The organism is Mediterraneibacter faecis, assembly GCF_055383675.1.
Genome location: NZ_AP043803.1, coordinates 1,204,729 through 1,229,026, shown reverse-complemented (window position 1 = coordinate 1,229,026; position 24,298 = coordinate 1,204,729). Strand labels below are relative to the sequence as shown.

The window sequence follows — 24,298 nt, the reverse complement described above, 5'->3', positions numbered from 1 at the left end:
TGTTCTGCCACTGATTACTCCTCCTTCTTCGGATACCCTTTCCCTGCCTGTAATAAACAGAGAAAAGCGATGCCAAATACAGCACCGCCACTAAAAGTTAATACATATGAAATTGCTCGTAACATTGTCTTCTCCTTTGATTTAACCTGCTTCGGAAGTTTCCTCCAAGCGGGTTGTCATGATTTTATAGAGGGAATTCTTCGGGAATCTGTCTACGAATGGAATAATGACATTTCCATAGAACAGAAGTCCTTCCCCCTCATTACTGTTGGTTACATAGGACAGCTGGGTTGGTGAGATATTCAGCTGTTTTGCAAGAATCTGCCGGTCACCGGAAGCCTGGTTGAGCATATAAATAAAATCTGAATTTTCAAATATATTCTCTATCTCCCTGGAAGACAACAAATCCTTAATATTCTGGGTGATACCAGTTGGAATACCACCCCATTTACGAAATCTCTTCCAGATTTCCACACTATAAGCTGCAGTCTGCTCTTCCTTCAAAAGAAGATGGAACTCATCCACATAGTATCTGGTGGACTTATGGGCAGAACGGTTCATCGTTACCCTGTTCCAGACCTGATCCTGGATTACGAGCATCCCAATCTTTTTCAGCTGTTTGCCAAGTTCTTTGATGTCAAAGCAGACAATACGGTTATTGATATCCACGTTCGTCTGATGGTTAAATACATTCAAAGAACCTGTAACATAGATCTCCAATGAAGTGGCCAGTCGCTGTGCTTCTGGCTCTTCCTGTTTTCTCAGAAGGTTGTATAAGTCCTCCAGGATTGGCATCTTCTCCGGTATTGGATCGGCAAGGTATTCCTGATATACTAACCGAACACAACGGTCAATAATCGTTTTTTCTACCGGCTCCAGTCCATTCTTTCCACCAACAATCAACTCACACAGAGATAAAATAAAATCTGCTTTTAATGACAGCGGATTGTCTTCCTCGGAATAATTCAGGTTCAGATCCATCGGATTGATATACTGGTCAGATACCGGTGAAACCCGAACCACCTGTCCATGCAGCGCCTGCACAAGTGCCGAATACTCGGCTTCTGGATCGCAGACAATGATATCGTCTTCCGTAATCAGAAAACAGTTCGTAATTTCCCTCTTTGCTGAAAATGACTTACCAGAACCTGGTGTACCAAGAATCAGTCCATTTGGGTTCTTCAGGCGTTTCCGATCAACCATGATCATGTTATTGGATAACGCATTCAATCCATAATAAAGAGCTTCCCCTTCCTGAAACAGTTCCTGTGTCGTAAATGGCACAAAGATTGCGGTTGATGATGTGGTAAGCCCTCTCTGAATTTCAATTCGATTGACTCCAAGCGGAATACAGGACATGAGTGCTGCTTCCTGCTGATAATCCAGCTGTTTTAAGGAACAGTTATATTTCTGTGCGATTCCCTGTACCTGGAAAATATTATTATCCAGCTTCTGACGCTTCTTTGCGGTATTCATAACCAGAACCGTCACAAGAAACATTCGCTCATTTCTGGACTGCAGATCTTCCAGCAGGTTCTTCGCTTCTTCTCCATAAGTCACAAGGTCCGATGGAAGCACGTCCATATCATAACCGGAACGTACCGCTCGTTTCTGCTCTTCGATCTTCATCTTATCCAAATCTGAAATCTTGCTCTTGATCATCTTGATCGCTGAACTCTGGTCAATAGACTGGATATGGATGTTGACATTAATACTGTCATCTACATCCAGAAAATCTGCAAGCATCCGGTCTGTCAGCTCCGGTGCAAGAATCTGCAGGTAACTTACACTTCCCATCGTTCTTCCCATCAAAAATGTCTGATTCTTGGAAAAGTTAAAGGAAGTCGGTGCAATAAAATCTTTGGTCTTTAATCCGGTTTCTGGTAGCATCCTGTACTGGAACTTAAATGGTTCGATCCGATCCTGGTTGAACACATGATACATAATCTCCAGCCTTTCCAGTCCATTCAAAGAATGTGCCTGTGCTCCCAGAACCTTAAAGTTATTTAAGATATCTGTTTCGATTCTTTCAAGCCTTGGTCTTGCTACCTTCAGACTTTCTGCTTCGATTCCAAAAGTGATATATTTCGTCTTTACCAGACCATTATTTCCCTTGGAAAGCTGATTTTTCAGCATAGTACGGTACTCTTCACGAATGGCATTGAAGTCATCGTTCTGATCCGGAATGTCAATGCTTTTCTCAAATTCTGCCACATCCACCTGCTGATTGATAAAGGACAGCTGCACACTGATGGAAGAATCAAAGTAATTTAAGAAATCACAGTAATTCTCAAATATCGTGGTCTTATCCTCGTTTAAAGCAAGCTGATAATTGATGTCGTAAAACTGAATCGTCTTGGAGAAAAAGGTCTTTGTCACCTGGCAGATACCATCCTGCAGCATCCGAATATACGGAATACTCTGCTGTGCAGTTGTAGGAATACTTTTCTGTTTCCTGCGATCCCGCTCCTGTTTCTTCCTACGCTTTTCCTGTTCTCTTTCTTTTCTGCTTTTTTTGTTTCTTCTTTCCTGACGGTTTCTTTTTTCCGCCAGGGACAAACGCTCCTGCTGAGCCTCCTGCTTTGTCTTTTTTGCCATCCGGCACACCCTCCTTTTTTACAAGGGTGGAAATCTCCTGATAAAAATTTTCTGTCTTATATGGTCTTACTGCCGGACAGATAAACTTCTGTCGAATGATATTTGCCACCACTTTTTCAAAGGGAAGCCCGTCTTTTTCATACATTGCCATGAAGAAAAACGGAAGCATGACCGTTACCATCAAAATGGCAGCGATACTGGAACCGATTAGTTTTCTCATGAACAGATAAAACGGAATTCCCACAACTGCGGCAAGTGAAAAGAAAATCAACTGCCGCTTTGTCAGATTTAACGCTACTTTTGTTTTGACCTTGGTAAGGTCTTTTGGTACTGGTACATACGCCATGGTATGCGCTCCTTTCCTGCCCGTTAGTGGGCATTGAATATCGATTTGCTAAGGCTTCCGGTCTTGAATAATGAAAATGCAAGAATCACGGTATAAGCCGCTACTGAAAACATTGCTGCATGAAGGTCACTGGATATGGTCATTGCATTTACTAAAACTGCATAAATTCCCACACAGACCATCATGAAGAATCCCTGAAATGCCAGTGCGAACAAGCCTTTTAAATAGTTGTTTCCGATATTGCCCCATTCCTTATTGGTCATGGTGGCAAACGGAATTGGTGCTATGGAAGTATAAAGGTAAATCTCTATCATTCTTCCGTACAAAATAACGGTTATGATGATCGACAGAATCCGCATGGTAATACTGATCAGCAGCGTTTCCATGGATAGCAGGAACAAATCCCCTAACTCCATATCCTCCAGGGCATCCACAATTCGTGTAATTGCTTCTGTTGCATCCACCGCAGTGTTTCCTGATATCACCCCGGCGGCATTGTTGACCACATGCTGGCCAACGTCAAAGACCGCCATCGTGATATTGAACGTATTTGTCACCAGATAAATGGCTACATACGCTTTGAAGATCCAGAGAAAAATATTGTAAGTCTCAAATTCATGGAAATTGTTTTTCTGTGTTACCATCGTGATCAATTCATAGCACAGGACAAAGGTGATGATCAGTCCCGCAATGGGGACGATCACCGTTTGGGATATATTCTGGATCAGATTAAAAATCCCTGCATTCCATCCCTGCGGTGTCTGTCCCACCTGCCCGGCTATGGTTCCCACCTGCTCATTGACAGACGTGAACATGTTATCCAAACATGACTTGATAAGTCCAATCAGGATATCCTTTATCGCTTCCGTAATTCTCTCAATGATGGTGTTCATCTACCACTCCTCTTAAGAGAACAATGTTGCCAGCTGTGGAATCAGGGTAGTTCCCAGCAGCATGATTCCGGCACCAGCCATCAGCTGTTTCATACCAAAATAGGTGTAAAACTCTGCTCGATGGCGGGCGGCGGCGTGTCAAGAAATTTATGGAATTTTTTTAGAACCGCCCCGGCGGGAACAGGTCAGGCCGTGACCTGTTCCACCTCCGGGATGGGTTTGAGATTAAAATGAATTTCAATAGAAATGTGTCGTGTCTTATCGCTGTCGATGTGTTCATGGACAACGATTTCTTTAATCAGACGGTTGAGGGTGGCAGCGTCCAGCTCCGTGATGTCGGCGTATTCCTGAATGGCGTCCACCCATTGCTTGGCGTCCACGGCAAGGCGGATTTCATCAGCCAGCTTCCTGCGCCCCTGTTCAACCCGTTCCTTTAGTTCAGCCTGTTCCTTCTGCGTCTTATCCAGCATGAGATTGAAGTTTGCTTCGCTGATACGTCCGGCAACCATGTCCTCATAGAGCCGCAGCACCATTTTTTCCAGTACCTCAATCCGTTCCTCGTGCTTCGTCAGGGAACGCTCCAACGCTTCCCGCTGGCCTTTCTGCTCGGCTTCACAGGTGTTGGTAAGCCGTCCGGCAACAGCTTCCCCGTCCATCAGGGCGGCCTTCGCACATTCCCGGATTTTGTTCAGCACAAGGCGGTAAAGGGTTTCGTACTCCACACGGTGCTGGGTACAGTGCTGTTTCCCATAGGCATTATAGGTCTTACAGGAATAAATCTGCTTCGGGTGCTTGTCGTTGGTGTAGCGGATAGTCAGTGATTTCCCACACTCGCCACATTTGAGAAGCCCCGCAAACAGGCTGATTTCCCCGGTCTGGCGGGAACGCTGCCGGGATTTCAGCTTGTCCTGCACGATGTCAAAGCTCTTGCGGTCAACAATCGGCTCATGCCGTTCCTCCACCACAATCCAGTCCTGCGGCTTTTTTTCCCCGATGGTGCCGATTTTGAAGCGGTAGTCCTTCTTCTGGGAAGCGATAGCCCCGGTATAGACGGGATTCATCAGGATGTCCTTGATTACCGAAAAATCCCACATATACCGCCCGTTTACCGGGTCTTTCTTTTCCCATTTAGTGCGGACATTGCGGAAGCCCCGTTCCCGGTTCCACCATGTAGGGCAAGGCACCTTCTGTTCTTCCAGCCTGCGCCGGATAAAGTTCGGGCCGTGTCCTTCCAGCGCCCAGCGGAAGATTTGCCGGACAATGGGGGCGGTTTCCTCGTCCACCAGCAGATGGTTTTTGTCCTCCGGGTCTTTCTGATACCCGAAAGGGGCGATACAGCCGGTAAACTGGCCTTGCTGGGCTTTCAGAAGGTAAGAGGAATGTACCTTCTTGGAAATATCCTTGCTGTACATCTCGTTGAGGATGTTCTTGAACGGCGCAATGTCGTTATTCTCCCGCATGGTGTCGATACCGTCATTCATGGCGATATAGCGGACGCCGTGGCGGGGAAAGAAGTCCTCAATGAGTGTGCCGGTCTGCAAATAATTTCTGCCCAACCTCGATAAATCTTTCGTTATGACAAGGTTTATCTGCCTGCGCTCGATGGCTTTGAGCATCCGTTTCAGGTCGGGGCGCTCCATGTTCAGCCCCGTGTAGCCATCGTCCTGATAGACTGCCACAACCTCCCATCCCTGCTTTTCGCAGTATTTTTCCAGCATATCCCGCTGGTTGGCAATACTGGCGCTCTCCCCGTCAAGGTCATCGTCTTTGGAAAGCCTGCAATAGATGGCTGCCCGGAAGCTGCCTGCCAGTATTGCGTCCATGTCTGTATATTCATATCCGTTCATCATAACCGTTTACCCGCACAATCCAGACGGAACACGGTTCTTCTGAACCTCATCCTTATTATACTCTAAATCTTGTGTTTTCGCAAGATTTTCTTTGCTGGTATTCTGCCCATATTTTTGGGCAATCAGGCTCACAAAGACGTCTGTGGCGTCCAGTTCGCCGTCAAAAACTGTGGTAACATGAATCTCTGTTTTCGTTTTTGCCATAGGCAGTTATCCTCCATAATAGAATAAGCCAGACAAGGAGAAGGTCGGCAACGAAGTCCGGCAACGGGCTTCAAAAAACCTGAAAACTATCTCTGTCTGGCAGTTTGGCTCTTATTTTTATTTTCTTTTATTTTTCTGTTGTTTTGGTTGCTGATAAGGGGAAAAGCCCGCAGTTACGGGGGGTTTCCCGGCAACCGGCTCGGCAACGGGAGTGCAACAGGGTCGGCAACCGGCTGCATTTTTCAGAAGGGAAGCTCCATCTGTTCCGTGACTTCCTCAAATCCTTCCGGGATTTTTTCAGCTCCGTTGCTGATGTCCGTTGCTTTCGTTTCACGCTCCCAGCCCTTTTGCCTGCCGTATTCCGGGAACACACGGGGGTTGGAAAAGTAATTCCAGCCCGTCACGCAATGGTTCATGATGTCGTTGACTTCCCGGATTTCCCATTGCTTCGGCTCGTCAAAGGGGTGGTTCAGGGCTTCCTTGAAAAGCTGCTTGGAACACACCATGCCGCCGGTATAGCGGTCAAGGTATGCCTGTATCATCCCGGCCTTGGTGTCCTCCGGCATGAAATCCCGCTGGTGTTCTTTGAGATAGCGCACCATTTCCGGGCTGAAAGACAGCTTAAAATCCCCGCTGCGGTAAACCGTCATGGCTTCTGCCCAGACCTGTGCAAGATAGGCTCTGGAAGCGGCTTCGTCCTCCAAAATGTGAACCTCGGCCTGTTCCGGGTACACCATGACCGGCAGGAAGCGCCGGTTGCCGGAACGGTCAAGGGGCAGGAAGTCAAGGGCATTGGAAGTGCCGCCGAACACACATTGCCGCAGCCTGTCCTCCGGGTGGGTTTCGTATGGGATTTTATAGACCTCCTTCTGTCGGCTTAAAAATGACTTGATTTCCTCAATGCTCTTGGCATTGGCGGTGGCAATCATCTCCGACATCTCGATAATCCAGTGGCCTTGCAGCTTGCGGTACACGTTATCATCATCCAGCTTCCGCAAATCATCGGAAAACCACTCGTCTTTTACTGCCAGCAGCCGGAAAAAGGTGGATTTCCCGGCTCCCTGACCGCCCACCAGACAGAGCATGACTTCAAATTTACAGCCGGGGCAAAATGCCCGGTGGATGGCTCCCAGCAGGAACAGCCGCAGGGCTTCATAGGTGTACTGGTCGGTGTCGGCTCCCAGAAAGTGGCGCAGGCAATAGCGGATACGCTCCTGCCCATCCCATGAAAGGCCGTTCAGGTAGTCCCGGACGGGGTGGTAGCCGTTTTCATTGGCAACAATCCCGATGGCGGCGGTAATCTTTTTCTCACTGGTAAGCCCATAGGTTTCTTCCAGATACAGGAGCAGATAGTTCATATCCGTGTCCGTGATGGCGGTGCCGATGCGGTGGTAGCCGATGGGCTTTACAATGTCCACTCGCTCGGTCAGCAGATTTTTTGCGATTGCCCCGGAAAGCAGCGGGTCATTCTGAAAGACGGTCAGGCAGTTGCGGATACTGTTGCGGACGCTGCCTTTCTCGGTGCTTTCCAGCATGGCCTTTACTTCCTCAATGCTCCGGGGCGGGGCTGCTTCTTGTATGGTCTGTTCTGCGGCCTGCCGTATCTTGGGCGGCAAGCTCTGCCATTCGTCTTTCAAGATTGCTCACTTCCTTTCCATAGTCAACGATAAGGACTGCCCGTTCCTCCATATCCGGGGAGAGCAGCACATCCAGCAGATATTCCACATGGGATTGCTTCTGCAAGGCTTCCACAAAAAGCGGGTGCCATGCTTCTTCCGGCATCTTAGGGGCATAGTCCCGTTTCCAGCGGCGCAGAAGATGGTAATAATCGGACAGCACCCGGAAGCAGTAACGCTCCATGCGGCAAAACCGCTGTTCCGGGGTTTCCTGCCGGGGTTTGGGTTTTCTCCTGCCGGGTGGTTCCCTGTCCTCATAGGGGATGGAGAACTCCTGCGCCAGCATGAGGGCGGCTTCCTTCGGACTGACAGCTTCCAGACGGGAAACAAAGTCAATCACATCCCCGTCTGCCTGACAGCCGAAACAGTGAAAGCGCCGGTCAACCTTCATGCTGGGGTTTTTATCAGCATGGAAGGGGCAGACACACATCCCGTTTCGTCCCACCCGGATTCCAAAATGCTCCGCAGCCTGCCGGGTGGTAACAGACTGCTTGACAGCTTTAAATACATTCAAATAAATCCTCCTGAAAATAAGAAAAGCGCCTGTCATTCTCGAAAAAGAAAATAGCAAGCGCCTATTAAAGTTCCATATCCTGTTTTTTCTCTGTGCGGGGCTGCTTCCGTTTCTCGGCCTGTTCTTCCCGGATACGCTGCGTCCGGCCTTTGACTGCCTGCTGGATGGACGGTTTCTTTCCCGGCTCGGCGGTCTGGCGGTACTGTTCAGACGGAAGAACCTGATTGAGCCAGTGACGCACATCCCGGAGAATCTTCACATCCTCCTGTAATGCGGACAACCGTTCCTTATATCCGGCAACTTCTCCGGCAAGCTGTGTCTGTTCCTCATTCAGCTTTTTAATGCTGTACTTCTTCTCCTTCAAATGCACCTTGAAATAACGGATAGCGGCATTATAGGCGTCCAGCTCGTCCCGATGGGCGGCGGCAAACTGTTCCCGTGGCTTCTTAAACCGGATGGCAGCATACTCCACATGAACCGGCTTATGGGCTTCAAAGTTGGCGATATGGGAAAGCAGGGTGTTGATTTCTTTCATACGCTGTTCTTTCGGCTTCATCTCTGCCCGGATGGAAACGGCCTGCCCGCTGACGGTATCCAGATAAGCGTCCAAACTCTGCACAGTGGACAGCTCCTTTTCCCGCAGATAGCGGATAGCTTCCATAACCTTGTTGAAATCGGCAACGCTGCCTGTAAGCTGGCCTTTGCTTGTCCAGCCTGTACGTTCCTCCCGGCGCAAATCCAGATATTTCCCCAGCAGCTCCGGCAGGGTGGGTTCCTTCGATTCCTGCAAGGCTTCCAGCAGGGCGGCTTTTTTCTCCTTCAGGTCTGCAATCCAGCCTTTCAGGTGGCGTACCATCTGCCGGATAGATTGCATAAGGGAATTGGCGGCTTTGATGTCCCGGTTCAAGTTGCCGATGTTGGTCTGTATCCCTCGTTTCTCCATCTGGCTGACTGCTGGCCCCATATGGACGGTGGGGATTTTATCAAGCCCCTGCCGTTCATAGGAACGAAGGTCAAGGCGCTCCGGGCGTCCGTTGGCTTCCAGATAGCGGTTAGCGGTAGCCGCCCAGCCCTGCCGCCAGATCTCTCCGTACTTCTGGTCGTTCCAGTCCACGGTATCCTCCTTGTGGCTTTTCCAGCTCCCGGACGGGAGCCGGATACGCTCGCCGTTCTCGTCAAGGTCATAAACCTTCCGGCTCTTGGGAAGCCATTTCCCGTTTTCGTCCATTGCCCGCATGGTCAGCAGGATGTGGGCGTGGGGATTCCCATTCCCTTTGTCGTGGATGGCAAAATCGGCAATCATGCCTTTAGAAACAAAAAACTCCCGGCAGTAGTCCCGGATAAGGTCGGCGTGCTGTTCCGGGGGGATTTCCCTCGGTATGGCAAGCACGATTCTCCGGGCAAGCTGGGAGTTCCATTGCTTCTCGATAGCTTCGGCGGCGTTCCACAAAGTATTGCGGTCTGCATACGCTGGTGGGGCGTGGGGCGGCAGCATGATTTCTGTATGGACAATCTCGCTTTTATGGGAATAGTATTTCTGCTTCTGGTCGTACTCGGAAAACAGCCGTTCCCCACTCTGGTAGGCGGCAGACGCAACGGCTGACTGGTGGTTGCTGCGCTGGATTATTTTTATATCATGGTGTGGACAGGGCATAGCGTTCCTCCTTCCTGTGGTTGATTTTGGGCAAAAGAAAAGCAGGAAACCGTTTCTGATTTCCTGCTTAGTGGTGTCGCTGGTAGGCGATTAGTATTCAGTTTTGAAGGTTCGGGTCAGGTTGGCTCGATGATGGAAAGCTGTCTAATAGCTTAAAAGTTTTTGTTCGCAAATTTACTTGTAATTCCAGTTTCTGTTTTATAAAATCCAAAAATCAGAAAAATAATTCCAACAACTACTCCTGCAAATACGGTAGTCTGTGTAGAAATATTAAGAAGAAGTAAGGATATACACAAAACGATTTCTACCAAACCTAATGTTTTGCCAATACCAATAAAAATATTAGGTGCTATGCTTTGTGCATAATCCCAATGCTCTTGTGACTTCCGAGATGTAGGCGTATTGTATCCGTTACCGGATGTCATATCTTTTACCGGGTGCTTCTTTAAGATATATCCTACAAAAACCATAACAAAGGGTATGATGAAATTCAAAGCAATCAATCCATACATAAAACCATCTCCTTAGATAGTGTTCGTCATTAGCTTTATTATACTACGGGCAGTCCTGTTTTGGAATAGATAAATTGTAAACTTGCTGGACGGGAACAGCTTGCAGCGCAAGGTGTTCCCGGGCGGCAAGTCCACAAAGGGGTAGCTGGCGCAGCCAGCGCAGGGGAAGTGTAGCGTCCCCTGTGATGATTGGAAGCAGCCGCAACGGTGCTGAAAATCATCCGCTTTCCGCAGGAAGCCCCCGGCAGGGCGCAACGCACCGGCTTGACCGGTGTATAGTTGCGCCCTTACTCCGTAAGGGATTCCCCGGCTACCCGCCCTTTCACGCTTTCTGCAACTATTTCCTTCATGCCACTTTGAGAAAATGCCTGTTTCAGAATGTCCATCACATCCTCGTCTGTCAGCACTTCCGGCCTTAAAAGGAAACTTTCCAGCATAGCTCCTCTGGTACAGAGCCGGTGCGTCCGTTCCTTCCGGGTAAGCTGCTTCACCTGGTGTTCCAGTATTTTTTCTTCATGCTGCGCCCGCCGCAGTCTGGCTTCGCCTTTGGCAATCTCCTGATTCAGCTTTTCCAGCTTCTCATTTATCATGGCAGCCCTCCTTTGGGAAGCAGCGTGTAAATGCGGTTTGGTTCTCCCACACCCCGGCGCACCCGCAGGATAAGCCCGATGTCCTCCAATTCTTTCAGGGAACGCTTCACAGTGACGGGGCTGCGGGAGAGGGCTGCCGCTAATTCCATGATAGGAAAACGGACAAACAAAATGCCGTTGCTATCCTCTATCCCTGCCGTAAGGGTGGTGTTCAGCAGACGGGCATACATGACTTTTGCTGTGCTGCTGATCGGCAGCCGAAGCATTGCGGCGGGTAGCGGCATACAAGGCGGCAGAACCGTGTCTGCGCTCATAAATTCAAATTCCATTTAACTGATTTTCTCCTTTCGCTTGGCTCGTTTTGACAGGTAATGGGGGCAGTCTATCACGACAGCCCGGAAACTCTGCTTGCACTTATGCTGGCACTTCCGGCACAGGTCGTTGTAGGCCACACGCCCCCGGTCATTGAGGAAGAAGGAAAGCTCCAACTTCCGTTTCTTGCTCATTCTCGGCATAGTGCCTCCTATCATAGAAAATCCGCCCATTTCAGCCGTAACAACGGGAACAGGCGGATAAAGGTTTTTGGTGTCATGTTTCGGGGCGATTTTCAAGGAAAATACGGCCATAGAGCCGCTTTGAAATGCCCCATAGTATTACGGACGGGGCAGACTACACCCCGCCGATTTGTCGTGTTTGGGTAGCGTTTTGGTATCAGTTCTGCCGGGTTGTCCTGCTGTCGTTCCTGCCCCTGAATCTCACAGCGGCGTTTCGTTCCCGTTGGTACGCTCGCTGCGGTCAAGGTTCCTCCATTTCCTTGCCGCAGGTCGTTGCGCTACATCGCCGGGGAGCATATCCCATCAGGCCGGTCATTCGATTGGAAATAATCCATCGATGAACTGACTTAATCATAGCTCATTTTTGAACCCTTTCCCGTATGTCCATAAAATAGGAAAACCGCCCCAAAATCGAAAAATTCCACGATTTCGGAACGGTATATGGTATAATAAGGAATAACAGCGGCAGCCAGCCGCAGGAAGGAGCGATGTGTTTATGAAAACCCGCATTTCCGTACAGGAACGCCTGAAAGATTTACGGGTGGAACGGGGCTTGAATCTGGAAGAACTGGCACAGGAAACCGGCATTTCAAAATCAGCCCTCGGCAGTTATGAAAACGACAACGACGAATACAAGGAAATTAACCACGGCAGCCTGTTGAAGCTGGCAGACTTCTATCAGGTGTCGGTTGACTATCTGCTCGGCCTTACCAATAATCGGAGATATGAAAACACCCCGATAGAAGAATTACATTTGAGTGATGAAGTCGTGGAACTGCTGAAAAGTGAACGCTTCAATAACCGGCTGCTGTGTGAGATTATCTCCCATGAAAAATTTAAGGAATTGCTGGCAGACGCAGAAATCTATGTGGACGGGATAGCAACCATGCACTTCCATGACACAAACAGCTCACTGGCTGCTTTACGGGCTATGGTACTGGAAGAACACCCCGAAGCTGCGGCAGACCGGGCAATCAAAGTGTTGGAAGCCTGTCAGATAGAGGAAGAAGATTTTTTCTGCCATGTGACGCACAAAACATGGGACGTCATTCTCCATGATATACGCAAGGCGCACGAAAATGACAGCGAAAGTGCGCCGGATACCACGCCTGCCGATGAACTTATACGGGAAGTACAAAAGGCCATGCAATCTCCGGGGGACAGGGTTCAGCAATTCACGGAGATATTCTGCAAGGCGTTCCGGCTCAAATACAAGCGGCTCTCACAAGAGGAACGAAGCCTTTTGAAAAAGCTGTTCAAGAAATCCCCGCTGATAAAACAGTCTGGTATGAACTTCCGGCGCAGGCCGTGGAAATAAAAACAGCCGTTGTAGGATTTTGTTCCTACAGCGGCTGTTTTTATTTATGAATCTTCTCCAACAAAAGACAGGATATTTTCATCAGTTTGTAATGTAATTGTTGCGCTTTCTGAATCATCAGAATAAACTCTTGTTCCATATACGCCTGTAACAGGCTCCTCTAAATTTTCAAAAGTTAATCCGAGTTTCGAAGAAGAATTGTCAATCTTTTCAAGCGAATATGTACCTGTCCATTCTTGTTTATGAGTGTTATCTGTTAAGATAAAACTTTTTTCTTCAAAACTCAATGTCAAATCCAATACTGGTATGTCATCATGCACTGAACCTGAGAATAACATATTACCATCTAAATCAGTAATAAATTCTAAAGACCAGTTATATGATGATACCGACCGAGTTTGGGAAGAATCACACGAACATAAGCCTACACACATAAAAAAACATACGCATATTGCCAATAACCGTTTCATTTTACCTATTACCAACCTTAATTCACAACTGTTTTGCATTTAATTAGGGAAGTGTCACAGGGTAAGAAATAGCGAAAGCTCCACCGCCTGCCAAGGCATTATTAGCGGTAGCAACACCAGAAACAGAAACCGTTCCCTTATCTCCGCTATTACCTGTTCTTCCAGTATCCACATCAGTTTCGATTGTTTCTTCACCGTCGGCTAATTCTGCAAATGCCGTATTGGTGGATTTTTTGTTCATAAGCACATTAACTGTACCAGTCATACCAGTGAACTCCGGTTTTGGAGATTCATACCACGGTACATACAACTTCACATGAACTTGAATCCCATCATCCTCATCATAAGTTGCATAAGAGTTAATACGAACATTAGCGACTGCTCTTTTGGTGACACCATCGGAAATCATAACATCGGTTAAGTATCCGTCATATTCTCCAATGACTACCGGCTGTTGAGTATCCGTTATTTCCGTTGTTGTTTCCGCTGCAAAAGCAGGAACCGCACTCACAGAAAAAAGCATACAAAACGCTACCAACGAGGTAAACAATCTTTTACTAAATTTTTTCATAAACAATGCTCCTTTCTAAAATGACCAGAACCTACATTTTTTGTATTCAGTTATTGGCAATATGCTACTAACCTGCAAGCACACTCTCAAATCATAAAATGTTTCAAATGTACTTGTTTTATTTTATGATAGCACTTATTTACATTGGGTACAATAGAAAATATACACCATTAAAATTTAATTTTTTGTGCAAATCGAATCAAATATAAAATTATATCGCTTTAGATATTGTCCTGTTCTAATTTAATCACATTCATAATACCACAATTCAAGGCTTCACAAATGCGAACCAGCGTTTCCATGCTGATATTCTTTCCCTTGCCCATGTTGGCAATCATATTTGTGGTAAGACCGGCGGCAAGCCGCAAATCCTCTTTCCTCATGCCACGCTCTTTCAGTGTGTTCCATAGTGGCTGATAACTAATGTGCATAGGCTTCCCGCCTTTCTTTCCATCGTCAAGTGTTTTATACCCATTATAGCAGAAATCTTGCGTTTCCACAATATTTCTTGACTACACCGCCGGTTCCGTCTGGATTGTGCTTTTCCTTTCTCCGCTTTTATTACATCTAATTAGCCATGAGCTGTTTGATGCCCTGGCTCTTAGCACCGGGATTGTCATTTCCATATCCTTCCAGAAGGTTTACGACACCCCACACACCAAGACCTGCGCCGATTGCGACTACAAGAGTTTTTAAAGTTGTAATTGCACTGCTAAAAAATGCCATATATTCATAAACCAAAACTGACTTCTTTCAGGTGTTTACGGGAATGAAAAAACACCGACTAAAAAGCCGGTGCACCTAATGTCAGTTATTCCTTTCCTCATTATTTTTCGTTCATTCCCAAGGTTACTCCGACAGTTCTACATGAATCACTTCCACCTCTTCTTCGGGTTTCGGTGTGTACTGCGGATTTAACTCTTTCTCTACTTTGTACCGGTTCTTCTCGTTTTCATCTGCAAGAAGCCGATAGTTTTTGTGTTTCGTGATATCATATTTATCCGAGAAAAATGGTCTGGCACCACGGATCTGCAGGATACATTTTCCTCCATCCATGACTGCAATCTCATCTTCCGTCATCAGCTGTTTGCCTGTTTTCTGGTAATTCAATCCAAAGGACTTCTGATTACTCCTCGTCTCCGAAGTGTTATACAGGTCAATGGTTTCCTTCCCCAGAAGCTCACTCATTTCCTTTAAGGTAGTTTTCTCTTTGCCACCAAGAAAAAGTGTAGTATCACAGTTGCCCAGAATGGTATCTGCACTATCCTTATACATTGCCTTTAGCTGACTCTGGGACTGCAAAATAATAGAAGCAGAGATTTCCCTGCTTCGGATAGTTGCGATCAGCTTATCGAACTGAGGAATCTGCCCAATGTTTGCGAACTCATCAGCGATGACACGCACATGCACCGGAAGTCTTCCACCATATTCATCATCTGCCTTATCGCAAAGCAGATTGAAAAGCTGTGACTGTAACATGGCAATCACAAAGTTAAAAGTTGTATCTGTGTCGGACATAATCAAGAACAAGGCTGTTTTCCTATCCCCGATCTTATCCAGTTCCATTTCATCGTAAGACATGATCTCACGAAGTTCTGCGATATCAAATGGGGCAAGTCTGGCTCCACAGGATATCAAAATCGACTTCGCCGTTTTACCAGCCGCCATTTTATATTTTTTATACTGTCTGACCGCAAAGTGCTGCGGATCTCTTTCTTCCAGCTCCTGGAACATCATATCCACAGGATTCTGGTAAGTTTCATCCTCTTCACGGGTTTCGCTTTCGTTCAAAAGATCCAGAAGGGTATTCAGATTCTTTTCCTCTTCATCCCCTTCATACCAGATAAAAGCAATCAGTGCTGTGTACAGCAATTTCTCTGCTTTCACCCAAAAATCTTCGGAAGCTTTTTCCCCTTCGCCTTTGGTATTCACAATGATTGTTGTCACCAGCTTCAAGATATCTTTTTCAGACCGTATATAAGCAAATGGATTGTAATGAAGCGATTTTGAAAAGTTAATGGTATTCAAAACCTTAATCACATATGGCTCATGAACCACTTTTCCAGATTTATCTTTCATAATATTTCCATTCTTATCTCTCTTAGGCGGTCCCTTTGCTAACATCTTCCCGCACTCCTCAATGAGAGTGCCCTTTGGATCTGTAATGACCATGGAACAATTCATCTGCATGACCGACGGTTTCACGAAAAATCGTGTCTTACCGGAACCACTACCGCCAATAACTACAATATTTTTATTTCTTGCATATTTCGGTTGTTTTGGTCGACTTTCCATAGTCAATGCTTCTGTTGCTGTCAACGGAATATTCATCCAGGGATCATCTGACATATAAGGCTTGATATCCTCTGCAGTTCCCCATCTGGCTGAACCATACTCGATTCCCTTCCGAAGTTTCTTTGCATCTGACTGTTTCTGCCAAACCAATAGTTTCAAAATAACTGCGACAGTAACTCCAACCAATAGATCTCTCAGGTCAAAGCTCAACAGAATCCCTGTAAAGATCCGATCTGCATGTTCCATCGCATATAACAGTTTGTTCCCTATATCTTCTCCAGGACTGCTCCTGTATAAGCAGGATGCCCGGTCCGCATAAAAAGCGGTCAGAACATAGGGAAGATTTGTAAGAACCAGTTTCTTTTTATCCAGGGCGGACAGCCTGACCCCAGCTTTATTCTTCCACTTCTGCATCAGATTATTGCCGTTTTGTTTCTTCATCGGCTCTGTTCCTGATGTCGGTTCTTTACTTTGTCCTTCGTCTTCTTTGGCATCATTGCCCGGTAAGCTGCAAGACGCTTATGAATGGAAGGTTTATTCGCTTTTTGAATCTGTTTCTGGGAAAACTCACGGAAAGCAGCATTGAGGGCATCCTGATCACGTCCCTTGAAAAATACCAGATAAACCGGCGGCTCTTTGCTCTTGTCTTTTTTCAGAGCATAATTGATCCCATATTTTCTGGCATACCGTTCAAAGGACTTGATATTTTTGTCCGTGATCTCGATATTGACCATCCCGGCATTCTGTTTTGCCAGCTCTTTTACCGTGACCTTTCCCTGTTTCGGCTGATTTTTCTGTGCTTTCTTCTCTACTGATTTCTGCTTCTGATGACGCAGATACGCAACAAGAACCTTTTTTAACAGGTCTGCCGTAATCTTAGTAGCCCGAATACAGAACGTGACCGTTTTCTGAGTTACCTCTTCCTGCATGACTTTTCCCTCCTTTCAGCGATTCAACTGCTGTCCAAATCTGTAATCATGGCAATCACCCCCTTTAATGAAAAAAGACAGATTAACCGGTAATCAGGTTCTGCACCTGTACGAGTTTTTCTGTCCCTTCTTCTTTTCTCTTATCTTCTCCACCACAATAGATGGGAACACACATTTCAAGTATTCTACTGTAAATACGCTGATGGGCAGTATCCAAATCTGTGGACTTCATTTCATTCAGTCCCAGATTCGTTGTTATGATCAGCGGAAGCATTTTACAATAGCGGCTGTCTATCACATTATAGACCTGCTCCAAAGCAAACTCGGAATTTCGTTCTATTCCCAAGTCATCAATAATCAGCAGCGGATAATCCACAAGATTTTGTATAATCTGGTTCTTATCTGCCTGATAGCTGGTCATTTCATTTAAAATCCTGGAAAAGTTTGTCATCATGACACGTTCTCCCTGTTCCAAAAGTGCATTTGCAATACAGCCTGCAAAAAAGCTCTTCCCGGTTCCAACCGGTCCCATCAAAAGCAATCCTACATTTTTTCTCTTCATATCTGTCCAGTTTTCTACATACTGCCTGGCGATTAGTATCTTCTGGTTGCTTCCATTGTCATTTTCAAATTTCCATTCCCAGAATCTTCTTTCCCGAAGTCCGACGGATTTTCTCTGATAAAGCTGCCGCTGTTCTTCTTCCCGCTGCATCTTCTCATCCAGTTCCTGCCTGGCTTTTACCTCGCATTCGCACAAACAGGACACTACATGCTCAAAACCCATCAGACTGACTTTCATCTGTTTTCTTTTTCCACAGGTGCCACAATGAAGACATCCCTCTTCGTCCAGATAATCTGCTGTTACTTTGTTTTCCATCACAGGCTTTCTCCTTCCTGAAATTCATATTTATCCATTCCTATCCTGGTTCCATCCCTTTCTGCCCAAAGACAGATTGTTGCAAAATGGTTTTGATACTCTTTTCCACTGGATTTCATATAAACAGAAAGATGATCAATCCGTTTCTGGTAATCCCATGGAAATAGCGTCATCAACTCCTGCAGTTCAGCTTCCGACAGAACAACATTTTTAAATCTACCATATTGACTGAATTTTTCTTCCAAAGCGGGTGTATTGCCCTTACTCTTATCAGTATGATTCTTTTCAGTCTTATTTATCTTAGTATTACTTCCATCCAGATTCTTGCAGTCCGGACTTCTATTTTTTTGCGTTCCGGACTTCCAGTTTCTTGCAATCCGGATTTCCAATTCTTTGCAGTCTGGATTTCCAGTTTCTGGCATTCCAGAAACAAAGTATCTTACTGGCTTTCCTCTACTCCGTTTTACAAAATTTTTCACATATATGACAGAGGGACGATTATTCCCCTGCCGATACCGCTCGATCAATCCAATCCCATGCACACTATCCAGCTCATATAGAAGCTTTGTCACTGTCGTATGCGACATTCGCAACAGCTCCTGCAATTCTGCGATCGTGTAAATGATATAGACATAACCCTCACTGTCAATCCAGCCATTTTTCTTGGACAGGCTGATTCGATCAAGCAGAATTCCATAAAGGAGCTTTGCGTCTGTGGACAGGCTTGCAAACTCTTTTTCTGTGAACAGAGCTTTTGGTATCCGAAAAAAAGAAAACTGGTCAGATTCTTCTGCTCTGAAATATTCAAAATCTGCCATAATATTTTCCTACTCTTCTACATCAAAATCACAATTTGCTGCACTGCCTGTACCATGGCACATCTCATCAAATACAAAATTGAATGATTGAATCATTTCGTCCAAATAATAATTTCTGGCCTTCTTGTTACAAGCATACATATCACCAATAAAGCCTTCATCATTCCCCATCGCATGAACAAGGGTTTCCAGGACCTTCATAAACTTCTTTTTTGAACAGCTTTCATACTGTCTGTTCACATATTTCTGGATATCTAACACACGAGCAGGATTATTTTCATTTTCCTCCAGAATTCCAAATGCAAGATCCATACCAAACTCATATCCATCAGTCTGAATTTGATCAATATCCATCTCTCCAAGCTCATCCTGGTATCCTCGCTTTTCCATTGCAGTTAAAGACGTTTCATATTGATCAATATATCCCATATCCGCAATAGTTTCAAAAATATCTCTGGATGCTTTCACCATCTTATCCATAATAATTTCTCTTTCAGCCAGCGGCATATTTGCCATGATAGTATCTAATGTCATCATTGATTCTTCCTCCATCTCATTTTCATAAATACCATTGATATAAAAGTGGTTCGCCTTTCCATTGTTTGGAATGATACGCACCAGTTTACCAACCTGAACCAGTTCCTGTACTGCCTGATCTACTCCATATCGAGTCGTATTCAGGTCTTTCTTTATTTCACTTTTGGGATAGATAACAAACAGATTCCCGTTATGATCTACCCAGCCATTTTGCACCGCAAATTTCAAACGATCCAGAAATAAGCTGTATAGAATCTTTGCTGTATTTGACAGATTTTTGTATTTTTCCATCTGAAACAGCACCTTTGGCACCTGCAGACAATCTACCGGCATATACTCCATCTTACTCATTGATTGTTTCCTCCTTCTGTTTGTACAGCACTTCGGCTGAATTAATATTGATTTCTAGCATCCCTACAAACACCTGATAGTACAGCAGGCATATCTGTTCATCCTCTCTTGCCAGATACAATCCTTCCAGTTCATTGGACGGATGTTTCATTCCGTATACTGCCTGACAGATATCATGGATTTTCTCACATTCCACACTTCTAAGATGCATCTCCAAGGTGTGATTAAATCTCTGCCAGTCCTCCAGTTTCTGATTTACTGCCATCATGCACTGGAACAGTTCCGCTGCTTCACATGCTGCTGACAGCACTACATTTTTGTTGTTGATACTTCCATCGGCATTTTTCATATGCCCTACCATATACGCCTGATCTACTGAAACCATCTTTTATCCTCCTCTATCTAAACGGCATTTCTTCTTCCATACCCTCTGGGATCTCTAAGAACCCTTCCGCATCTTCTGGAAACGGTGGTCTGTCAACCATTTTTGCACCTGCGAATTCAATCCGGTTTGCATACACTTCGGTGGTATAGATCTTTTTCCCGGTATCCTTATCTTCATAATTACCTGTGACAATCTCGCCTTCCACCATGACCTTCGTTCCCTGCATCAGATAATCTCTGGCAAATTCTGCTTTCTTTGCAAAAGCCTTTACCGGAATGAAACTGACTTCATCGGAATAATTTCTTCTGACTGCCAGAACGAACTTGGCAATCTTATGAAGTCCTTTTTCATTCTCCACTTCGTTGTATCCGGGATTTCTTACTAATCGCCCGGAAATAACTGTTGTATTCATTGGCTTACCCCTCCTATGCTTTCATTGATTTGTAACAGATACCGATACATGGTCCACATTTTCCATAGGCACATCCGTAACATTCATCTTTTTCCAACTCTTCTTGCTTCATTTCATCGGCAAACATTCCTAACAGTGTTGTGTAAATCTTTTTCATTGCCAGGAATTTTTCTTCTGCTTTTTCCATCTTCTCTTTGTAAAATGGGATCAGTTCACGAAGAACTGGATGGAAACGTTCATTTTCATCATCCCAGGCACAGGTTTTCATCATACAGCGTGGCTGTTTCTCATAATTGCCCAGATAATATGGGCAGAACGTACAACCTCTTTCTTTAACAATTGCCACCGGAATCACTGGCATCTGACTTTTGATTTCCTTTGTTACATGCTTACTTTCAATTCGCTCTCTCATCTTAAAAATCCTCCAAGAATATATATATTTGCAAAAGGGAATTCCCCTGAATTGCCTGTTTTTAAGCACAAAAAAAGAGGCAGACTTACGATTTTTATTTTCGCAAGCCTGCCTCTTATCAATCTAATATTCTATTTTCCAATGACATACCGTATAAACACGTATATCGCTCTGATCACATACACTGGAATCATGATGCTTCCAATCAATGCTCCAATAATGACACTTAATGCAGCCATCCCAAGTGTTGCTGTGGTATCCATTCCTCTCGGAATTAGAATCAACCGCATTTTATGTATTCCAAATGGAAGTCCGGCAATAAATACCCACCAGAACCAATCCGTCTGCCCACTGACCTTCATAATTGTTTTTGTCATCCAAAACCAGAATACCATAAATGCCAGTGGCAGAATTGATTTTTTAATTACATCTCCAATCGTCATTTCTTTCGTCCTCTTATCTAATCTGTTTATCTTCTGTACTTTAGAAAGATATGCCTGATATCTTTGCATCTGTCTATCATTATATCTTATTTGCTTTTCATATTCCACTTTATCATCCCCTTTGCTCTGTTTGTGCTTTCCACGAATCTAATAACTGGAAAATTATTTTTTCGATTTGCTCTTTCTTGTAATCTGGTGGAAAATATTTTTGCAGTTGCTTTTCTGAAAAACTGATTTTCTGATAATTCACTTTTGCTTCTCCTCTAAGAATTTTCTCTATATCTTCTCCAGTCAATTCTTTTTGCTGGCTAAGTTCTTTCAGTTTTTTTGCCTGAGATCCATTTGGCATTTTCTTTGTTGTTCCTATAAACGCCAGTAACAATGACTGCTCATTACTTTTCAAATAAGATAAATCAACTGCAACAGTAAATGGCAATTCATTTTTATCTACAAACTCCAGCAAGTAATTCGACAAGTAGGTCAAGCGTATATATCGTTTGATCGTACTCATTGTCTCTCCGACTTCTGTGCCAACCATCTCAGCTGCCCATCTTTTTTTCAACTTTGGTTCAACTTGGACCAAAGTTAAATCAGTCCGTCTACCCTGACGTTTCAATGCTTCATACTTCATGCGGTATGCAAATGCCTTCTCACTATATAGCAGATTTTCTCTTTGAATGTTGGAATCGACCATAACCACAGTTGCTTCATCATCAGACATATCTCTGATAATGACCGGCATTGTTTTCAGTCCTAATTCCCTGCAAGCATATTTTCTTCTGTGTCCCACAACTAATTCATAATCCTTTTCCCCTGAATTTGAAGGTCTTGCAATTCCTGGCACAAGAACTCCATATTCTGAAATACTTTCAATCATTTCCTCCATTTTATCATCCCTAAACACTTTAAACGGATGATTCTTGAATGTATCCAACTCGTCCAGCGGAATTTCTCGCACACACTCCTGCTCCTCTGACAATCCGAATAATGCATCTACCCCTTTGAATTTTATCTTTGAAGCACTACTTTCTTTCACTGCCATCACCAATCACCTCCTCTACCAATTTTTTATAAGCTTCGGCAACACGACCTTTCGGATCGTGTTTATAAATACTTACTCCCTCAGCACTCGTCTCTGCTGCCCTTATCGAAAACGGGATTGCAGTCTTGAAAATATTGATATATTCGCCATAATTATCATGAAGCAACTCTATAATCTCTTTTGAAAAATTCGTTCTTCGATCTACCATGGTAAGTAAGATTCCGTCAATCTGAAGCTTTCGATTTATCTGCTTTCTAACTTTATATATGGTCTGCATCAACTGTTCCAATCCTTTAACAGGAAGATAATGTGCCATAACCGGAATGATAACCGAATCAGCTGCTGCAAGAGCATTTACAGTAAGCATTCCTAGCGATGGCATATTATCAATCAGGATATAATCATATTCTGGCGAAATTGTCTTGATAAACTGTTTTAACACATATTCTCTGCTCATAACATTTACCAGACTAACTTCTACCCCAGACAGTTCAATATTTGCCGGAAGAATGTCCATTCCCTCTTCATGGTGAAGAATTCCATATCCTTTTGGTAATTCAAGACCATTCATTTCACAATGAAGAATTGTCGCTACTGTTATTTCTAATTCATCTGGATTCTGATATCCAAGACTTTCTGTTAAACTTCCCTGTGGATCAAAATCTATTGCCAGAACTTTATATCCTTTTTTTACCAATCCGATTCCTAAATTCACACAGGAAGTTGACTTTGCGACACCACCTTTTTGATTGACTATTGCTATAACTTTTGCCATCTCTATTTCCTCCCGATTCGTAATGTATGTTTTGAAACTGCTTTTTCTGCCTTTTTCTGATTTTCAGCCTGCAATGTTAAATCATGCGTCTTTATCAGCAATGCCTCAAATCTTTCTTTTTCTTCCTGCTGTTCGTGTACTGTCAAATTCGTTTCCACATTCGTTTTTTGTGAAACGCTCAACTTATTTCTAATATTATATGTGTCATATCTTCTTCTAATGCAATTCGCTTCTACACCGGACAGTGTAACCAGCTCTGACCAGGAAGACACTTTACATCTTCTTGCAATCGTTCCCCATGATGGTGTTTCTGGATTTCTACAAGCATCATATATTTTTGACGTTGCCGGTTGTATCCGTTCAAATTCGTTTTTAAATATTTCCAGAAAATCATATTGATCATCCACACACCTTGTTCGATGACGTCCAATCCTTACGTATTCCATCTCACCATAATAATCATTTAGAAATTCTCTGGCTGTTTTTCCAAAAAGCTTTTCAAAGACCATATGGCTTGGCAGCTCCTTATGGCTGTCACACTCTTTTATTTTCGGTGGTATACCATTATGAGATTCTGTCCATTCATCTAATGCTTCATATACACTGGCTGCATCCCATCTATCCAATGGCGTGGAAGAATATTTTTTTAGTGCCTGTATCACTTCCACAACTTCCTCCGTCTGTGGCAGACATTGCAGTAATTCGATTGCCTTGGGTATGGCTTTTCTTCTTGTCATAATTCTTGCCATAAAAAAACCTCCTTTGAATGGTCATCATCTCATTCAAGAAGGTTCCTATCAGAAACAATTCCGAATTGTTTTCAATATCTTATCTATACTGTTATTTCAACATAAGATATCGAAATGTACATCTGACAGCACTGTTTTTTTATCTAATGCCTTTATCAGAAATCCCTTATTTTAAGGCTTTTCCGGTCGTTTCCTTTATCTTACTCTATTGGAACCGCGTAAGTAGAAAACTTCACCTGGCGATCTGGATCAAAGTTATCTACGGCCTTTACAAGCCCCACACATCCAATCTGAAACAAATCATCTGCATTTTCATTACTGCTGTCAAACCGTTTCATCACACTAAGCACCAGCCGAAGATTTCCTTTGATGTATTCTTCCCGCGCCAACTTGTCCCCCTGACGAATCCTGCGAAAAAGCTCCTCCTTCTCCTTTTCCCTGAGAAGTGGGAGCTTTGATGTATTCACTCCACACAGTTCTACCTTATTCACAACCATTGTAAGAAACCTCCTAAGTTTTTTTC

At 44.5% G+C, this 24,298-nt stretch carries 31 protein-coding genes and 1 pseudogene; 1 reads left to right on the top strand and 31 read right to left on the bottom strand.

The features are described from left to right. Positions 1-14 precede the first annotated feature (14 nt). From ACZ47Z_RS05760 to ACZ47Z_RS05695, 14 genes are all read right to left on the bottom strand, one after another. Positions 15-125 (bottom strand): hypothetical protein, encoded by a 111-nt coding sequence (locus ACZ47Z_RS05760; RefSeq protein ID WP_008688066.1) that lies wholly within the window; start codon positions 123-125, stop codon positions 15-17. 16 nt (positions 126-141) lie between these two features. Next, positions 142-2,598 carry a VirB4-like conjugal transfer ATPase, CD1110 family gene (locus ACZ47Z_RS05755; protein ID WP_464525961.1) on the bottom strand — a complete coding sequence of 819 codons (2,457 nt, stop codon included), beginning with the start codon at positions 2,596-2,598 and terminating at the stop codon, positions 142-144. Continuing rightward, a complete protein-coding gene (locus tag ACZ47Z_RS05750) occupies positions 2,480-2,944 on the bottom strand; it encodes a PrgI family protein (protein ID WP_464525960.1) in 465 nt (154 codons plus the stop codon). The genes ACZ47Z_RS05755 and ACZ47Z_RS05750 overlap by 119 nt, the downstream gene beginning before the upstream one ends. Positions 2,945-2,967: 23 nt before the next feature. Then, complete coding sequence (locus ACZ47Z_RS05745; protein ID WP_055057307.1) at positions 2,968-3,837, bottom strand: VirB6/TrbL-like conjugal transfer protein, CD1112 family; 870 nt, start codon at positions 3,835-3,837, stop codon at positions 2,968-2,970. 12 nt (positions 3,838-3,849) lie between these two features. Next, the gene (locus ACZ47Z_RS05740) at positions 3,850-3,930 is read right to left on the bottom strand and encodes a Maff2 family mobile element protein (RefSeq protein ID WP_368203042.1); all 81 of its coding nucleotides are present in this window, start codon (positions 3,928-3,930) and stop codon (positions 3,850-3,852) included. Positions 3,931-4,022: 92 nt separating this feature from the next. Beyond that, on the bottom strand, positions 4,023-5,687 hold the full coding sequence (locus ACZ47Z_RS05735; RefSeq protein ID WP_007884068.1) for a recombinase family protein: 1,665 nt from the start codon (positions 5,685-5,687) through the stop codon (positions 4,023-4,025). Positions 5,688-5,693: 6 nt separating this feature from the next. After that, positions 5,694-5,891: a hypothetical protein gene (locus ACZ47Z_RS05730; RefSeq protein ID WP_006858666.1), complete on the bottom strand. Its 198-nt coding sequence runs from the start codon at positions 5,889-5,891 to the stop codon at positions 5,694-5,696. 242 nt (positions 5,892-6,133) lie between these two features. Then, a complete protein-coding gene (locus ACZ47Z_RS05725) occupies positions 6,134-7,426 on the bottom strand; it encodes a virulence-associated E family protein (protein ID WP_007884071.1) in 1,293 nt (430 codons plus the stop codon). A gap of 13 nt (positions 7,427-7,439) precedes the next feature. Continuing rightward, the gene (locus ACZ47Z_RS05720; protein WP_014081132.1) at positions 7,440-8,081 is read right to left on the bottom strand and encodes a CHC2 zinc finger domain-containing protein; all 642 of its coding nucleotides are present in this window, start codon (positions 8,079-8,081) and stop codon (positions 7,440-7,442) included. A 64-nt stretch (positions 8,082-8,145) separates the two neighbouring features. Beyond that, complete coding sequence (gene mobQ / locus ACZ47Z_RS05715; protein ID WP_006859284.1) at positions 8,146-9,735, bottom strand: MobQ family relaxase; 1,590 nt, start codon at positions 9,733-9,735, stop codon at positions 8,146-8,148. A gap of 152 nt (positions 9,736-9,887) precedes the next feature. Further along, complete coding sequence (locus tag ACZ47Z_RS05710; RefSeq protein WP_006859274.1) at positions 9,888-10,247, bottom strand: SdpI family protein; 360 nt, start codon at positions 10,245-10,247, stop codon at positions 9,888-9,890. Between the two features lie 287 nt (positions 10,248-10,534). Then, positions 10,535-10,837: a DUF3847 domain-containing protein gene (locus ACZ47Z_RS05705; RefSeq protein ID WP_006859273.1), complete on the bottom strand. Its 303-nt coding sequence runs from the start codon at positions 10,835-10,837 to the stop codon at positions 10,535-10,537. Next, complete coding sequence (locus ACZ47Z_RS05700) at positions 10,834-11,166, bottom strand: hypothetical protein (protein ID WP_006859272.1); 333 nt, start codon at positions 11,164-11,166, stop codon at positions 10,834-10,836. The genes ACZ47Z_RS05705 and ACZ47Z_RS05700 overlap by 4 nt, the downstream gene beginning before the upstream one ends. Continuing rightward, on the bottom strand, positions 11,167-11,352 hold the full coding sequence (locus ACZ47Z_RS05695; RefSeq protein WP_033118356.1) for a hypothetical protein: 186 nt from the start codon (positions 11,350-11,352) through the stop codon (positions 11,167-11,169). Between the two features lie 535 nt (positions 11,353-11,887). Between ACZ47Z_RS05695 and ACZ47Z_RS05690 the strand changes: the two genes are divergently transcribed. Continuing rightward, on the top strand, positions 11,888-12,709 hold the full coding sequence (locus ACZ47Z_RS05690) for a helix-turn-helix domain-containing protein (RefSeq protein WP_006859270.1): 822 nt from the start codon (positions 11,888-11,890) through the stop codon (positions 12,707-12,709). Positions 12,710-12,753: 44 nt separating this feature from the next. Here ACZ47Z_RS05690 and ACZ47Z_RS05685 read toward each other — a convergent pair whose 3' ends face one another. From ACZ47Z_RS05685 to ACZ47Z_RS05605, 17 genes and pseudogenes are all read right to left on the bottom strand, one after another. After that, complete coding sequence (locus ACZ47Z_RS05685) at positions 12,754-13,047, bottom strand: hypothetical protein (protein WP_006859269.1); 294 nt, start codon at positions 13,045-13,047, stop codon at positions 12,754-12,756. A 175-nt stretch (positions 13,048-13,222) separates the two neighbouring features. Next, complete coding sequence (locus ACZ47Z_RS05680; protein WP_007884079.1) at positions 13,223-13,750, bottom strand: hypothetical protein; 528 nt, start codon at positions 13,748-13,750, stop codon at positions 13,223-13,225. A 221-nt stretch (positions 13,751-13,971) separates the two neighbouring features. Further along, positions 13,972-14,181, bottom strand: coding sequence for a helix-turn-helix domain-containing protein (locus tag ACZ47Z_RS05675; protein WP_015514784.1), 210 nt, complete (start codon positions 14,179-14,181; stop codon positions 13,972-13,974). Positions 14,182-14,317: 136 nt separating this feature from the next. After that, positions 14,318-14,476, bottom strand: a complete 159-nt coding sequence (locus ACZ47Z_RS05670; RefSeq protein WP_204452964.1) for a Maff2 family mobile element protein — start codon at positions 14,474-14,476, stop codon at positions 14,318-14,320. 123 nt (positions 14,477-14,599) lie between these two features. Then, positions 14,600-16,486 (bottom strand): VirD4-like conjugal transfer protein, CD1115 family, encoded by a 1,887-nt coding sequence (locus ACZ47Z_RS05665; protein WP_464525959.1) that lies wholly within the window; start codon positions 16,484-16,486, stop codon positions 14,600-14,602. After that, positions 16,483-16,974, bottom strand: a complete 492-nt coding sequence (locus ACZ47Z_RS05660; protein WP_054752943.1) for a PcfB family protein — start codon at positions 16,972-16,974, stop codon at positions 16,483-16,485. Before ACZ47Z_RS05660 ends, ACZ47Z_RS05665 begins: the two co-directional genes overlap by 4 nt. Before the next feature lie 82 nt (positions 16,975-17,056). After that, a complete protein-coding gene (locus ACZ47Z_RS05655; protein WP_024720794.1) occupies positions 17,057-17,851 on the bottom strand; it encodes an ATP-binding protein in 795 nt (264 codons plus the stop codon). Next, positions 17,851-18,669, bottom strand: a complete 819-nt coding sequence (locus ACZ47Z_RS05650; protein ID WP_024720795.1) for a replication initiator protein A — start codon at positions 18,667-18,669, stop codon at positions 17,851-17,853. Before ACZ47Z_RS05650 ends, ACZ47Z_RS05655 begins: the two co-directional genes overlap by 1 nt. A 9-nt stretch (positions 18,670-18,678) precedes the next feature. Next, positions 18,679-19,557: a replication initiator protein A gene (locus ACZ47Z_RS05645; RefSeq protein WP_464525958.1), complete on the bottom strand. Its 879-nt coding sequence runs from the start codon at positions 19,555-19,557 to the stop codon at positions 18,679-18,681. Beyond that, on the bottom strand, positions 19,550-19,942 hold the full coding sequence (locus ACZ47Z_RS05640; protein ID WP_008688048.1) for a hypothetical protein: 393 nt from the start codon (positions 19,940-19,942) through the stop codon (positions 19,550-19,552). The genes ACZ47Z_RS05645 and ACZ47Z_RS05640 overlap by 8 nt, the downstream gene beginning before the upstream one ends. Before the next feature lie 13 nt (positions 19,943-19,955). Beyond that, positions 19,956-20,354: a single-stranded DNA-binding protein gene (locus tag ACZ47Z_RS05635; protein ID WP_005344165.1), complete on the bottom strand. Its 399-nt coding sequence runs from the start codon at positions 20,352-20,354 to the stop codon at positions 19,956-19,958. A gap of 13 nt (positions 20,355-20,367) precedes the next feature. Next, entirely contained in the window at positions 20,368-20,766 is a 399-nt protein-coding gene (locus ACZ47Z_RS05630; RefSeq protein WP_008688044.1) for a hypothetical protein, read from the bottom strand. A 131-nt stretch (positions 20,767-20,897) separates the two neighbouring features. Then, the gene (locus ACZ47Z_RS05625; RefSeq protein WP_017144664.1) at positions 20,898-21,317 is read right to left on the bottom strand and encodes a DUF6050 family protein; all 420 of its coding nucleotides are present in this window, start codon (positions 21,315-21,317) and stop codon (positions 20,898-20,900) included. A 4-nt stretch (positions 21,318-21,321) separates the two neighbouring features. After that, positions 21,322-22,251, bottom strand: a complete 930-nt coding sequence (locus ACZ47Z_RS05620; RefSeq protein WP_008688042.1) for a ParB/RepB/Spo0J family partition protein — start codon at positions 22,249-22,251, stop codon at positions 21,322-21,324. Then, positions 22,232-23,026, bottom strand: coding sequence for a ParA family protein (locus ACZ47Z_RS05615; protein WP_464525957.1), 795 nt, complete (start codon positions 23,024-23,026; stop codon positions 22,232-22,234). The genes ACZ47Z_RS05620 and ACZ47Z_RS05615 overlap by 20 nt, the downstream gene beginning before the upstream one ends. Before the next feature lie 2 nt (positions 23,027-23,028). Beyond that, entirely contained in the window at positions 23,029-23,775 is a 747-nt protein-coding gene (locus tag ACZ47Z_RS05610; RefSeq protein WP_054752945.1) for a hypothetical protein, read from the bottom strand. A 206-nt stretch (positions 23,776-23,981) separates the two neighbouring features. Continuing rightward, positions 23,982-24,272: pseudogene (locus tag ACZ47Z_RS05605) on the bottom strand (sigma-70 family RNA polymerase sigma factor); the annotation flags it as partial. Positions 24,273-24,298 lie beyond the last annotated feature (26 nt).